This is a genomic window from Caballeronia sp. (assembly GCF_049581465.1).
In the GTDB taxonomy this organism is placed as follows: Bacteria; Pseudomonadota; Gammaproteobacteria; order Burkholderiales; family Burkholderiaceae; genus Caballeronia.
This window is the reverse complement of sequence record NZ_JBAUSA010001434.1, coordinates 1-2308: the sequence shown is the minus strand read 5'-3', so window position 1 is coordinate 2308 and position 2308 is coordinate 1. Positions and strand designations below refer to the sequence as shown.

Here is a 2308-nt window from a genome sequence, read left to right as displayed (position 1 = left end):
CTCGGGCTCTGGGCACTCCCGGCGGCCCTGGCAGCGCTGGCCTGGGGGGCGCAGATGCCGCCGCCGGGACATCATGTCCGACGCGCGATCTTCGTCGTGCGGGGATTGTGGCGGGACCCGCTTGCCTGGCAGGTCACCCTATTCATGGGCACGCAGTCGTCGCTGGCGTACATCGTATTCGGGTGGTTGCCGACCGTTCTTCGCGGGCGTGGAATGAGCGCGGTCGACGCAGGGTTCATGCTGTCGCTGTCGACGATTGCGCAAGCGGTGGCGGCACTGTCATCACCCATGCTGGCCACGCGGGGTCACGATCAGCGGGCCGTGAACGTCATTGCGTTGATGCTGACGTGCGTGAGCCTGATGGGATGTTTCTTCGCGCCGTTGTCGAGCATGTGGGGCTGGGTGGTGCTTCTGGGTATCGCGCAGGGGACCTCGTTCACGTTGGCGCTCACCGTCATCGGATTGCGTTCGCCCGATTCGCACGTGGCTGCGCAACTGTCAGGCATGGCGCAGGGCGTTGGCTATCTGCTGGCGTCAAGCGGTCCGTTCGTCGCCGGATCGCTGCTCCATTCGACTGGCTCATTGTCAAGCCTGGCTGTGTTGTGCGGTGCGATCTGCGTGCTGTCCGCGTGGTTCGGCTATGCCGCTGGCCGACCCGCGCATGTGAACGCACAGGTCGAACAACAGGTCCAACGTCGAACTCCAGAGGCCTGACGGGTTCGCCCGCCTGATCTCAATGGCCGACGAAATCCTTTACCGCCGTGAGCGTAGTGGGAAAGGAAATGTCGCCGCTCTGATGGAGTGCCACGGCGAATAGCCACGCCGTCATGGCAATAATGCCAAACGCCCCGAGAGTAATAATAGATTTCATCTGAAGTTTTGCTTATCTTTATCCAAGCGCCGATTATAACAACGCCGGTGTTCGTTTAGACCGGATGCATGACGCCTTGCCGGTCCCCGTCACCGAATTGGCTCAAGGCGTCCTTGCACCCGGTTCAGAAGCGCTTGCGAATACCCACCATCGCGGCGGTCGTATCGACGCCCGGCGCTGTCGGCTGCCCATATTCGATCGACTGATTCATGGTGCCGTTGTTGTCGACGTAGCCGACCTGCGCATAGAGCGTCGTGGACTTCGACAGGCTGTAGTTCGCGCCAAGAATGAATTCCGTCGAATGGTTCGCCGAATGGTTCTCGTCTTTCAAGTAGTAGACCGCGCTCGTCACGTCGAACGCCGGGTTGAATTGATAACCCACGCCACCCGAGATCATGTCGAAATTGGTAACACTGGAATGCGCAGGATTCCTTCCATTACTAAAGGACCCGCTCACCGAGAAGCCGTTGATCGAATACAGCGCCCCGGCATACACGAACCGATTGTTGTCGAGACCGGTCGGCACGCTCGTCGGGGTGGGATTCGTGTCGTGGCCGTTGTAGTACACGGCCGCGAGCTTCAGCCCGTAGTTGTCGTATTGCAGGACAGCAGACTCGCGTGTAGCGCCCTGCAAGCTGCCCGCCACGCCACCCGGTGCATATTCGAGGCTGGCGGTGACGCCGCCGAATTTCGGCGACACATAGACGATCGCATTGTCGTCGAAGACTGCGCCCAACTGCGCATTCGTGCTGGTCCCAGGCCATCCGGCAGCGGCGTTCATGCTCACCAATGCCGTGAAGATACTGCCGAAGTAGTCACCCTGGCGTACATCGGTGTACGCCATCGCGTACGTCATCGGGATGATCTGACGGCCGAGGGTCAGTGAGCCGTAGGGGCCGGACAGGCCGACGTCGGCGGCTTGATTGAACTGCGCCGCCGCGCCTGCAGTGCCGCTTAAGCCGAATTTTCCGTTCGTGCTGTCAAACGCGCCTTGCAACTTGAAATTGGATTGCCATCCTCCGCCCAGGTCTTCCGTCCCCAGGAAACCAAGGAAGCTGGAATAGATACCGCCGTCCTTCATGCGAAAGACGGACCCGGTATTCTTGGCCAATGGACTATACGAAGCGGCAGACGTGTTCTGGTACAGCAGGCCCGAATCCACCGACCCATACAAAGTCACCGATGATTGTGCGTGTGCGACACCGGTAAGCGCAGTCAACGTGACCGCGGCCGCTAATTTTATTTTCATTCCGTCTCCTGAATTGGCTGATCCGGCGTCCTCGTGGCAACCAGAAATTTCTATGCATCATCGTTTGTCTGTAACAACCGAACTGCGGGACTTATGGTCGGCAGATCACCGTCGAAGCGCTCCTATAAGCGCTTCTTCCGGCACTAACTGGCGGTGCCGATTGGCATTTCGTCGATAGACGGCAGCCC

General features: G+C 59.7%; 3 protein-coding genes. 1 reads left to right on the top strand and 2 read right to left on the bottom strand.

Features of this window, described 5'->3' with window-relative positions:
- Nucleotides 1-714: MFS transporter (locus WCA53_RS34670; protein ID WP_423922994.1), on the top strand; the 714-nt coding region annotated here is incomplete at its 5' end.
- Between the two features lie 19 nt (nt 715-733).
- Here WCA53_RS34670 and WCA53_RS34665 read toward each other — a convergent pair.
- Nucleotides 734-871: a hypothetical protein gene (locus WCA53_RS34665; RefSeq protein WP_423922991.1), complete on the bottom strand. Its 138-nt coding sequence runs from the start codon at nt 869-871 to the stop codon at nt 734-736.
- Nucleotides 872-995: 124 nt separating this feature from the next.
- Nucleotides 996-2120, bottom strand: coding sequence for a porin (locus tag WCA53_RS34660; RefSeq protein WP_423922988.1), 1125 nt, complete (start codon nt 2118-2120; stop codon nt 996-998).
- Between the last annotated feature and the right edge of the window lie 188 nt (nt 2121-2308).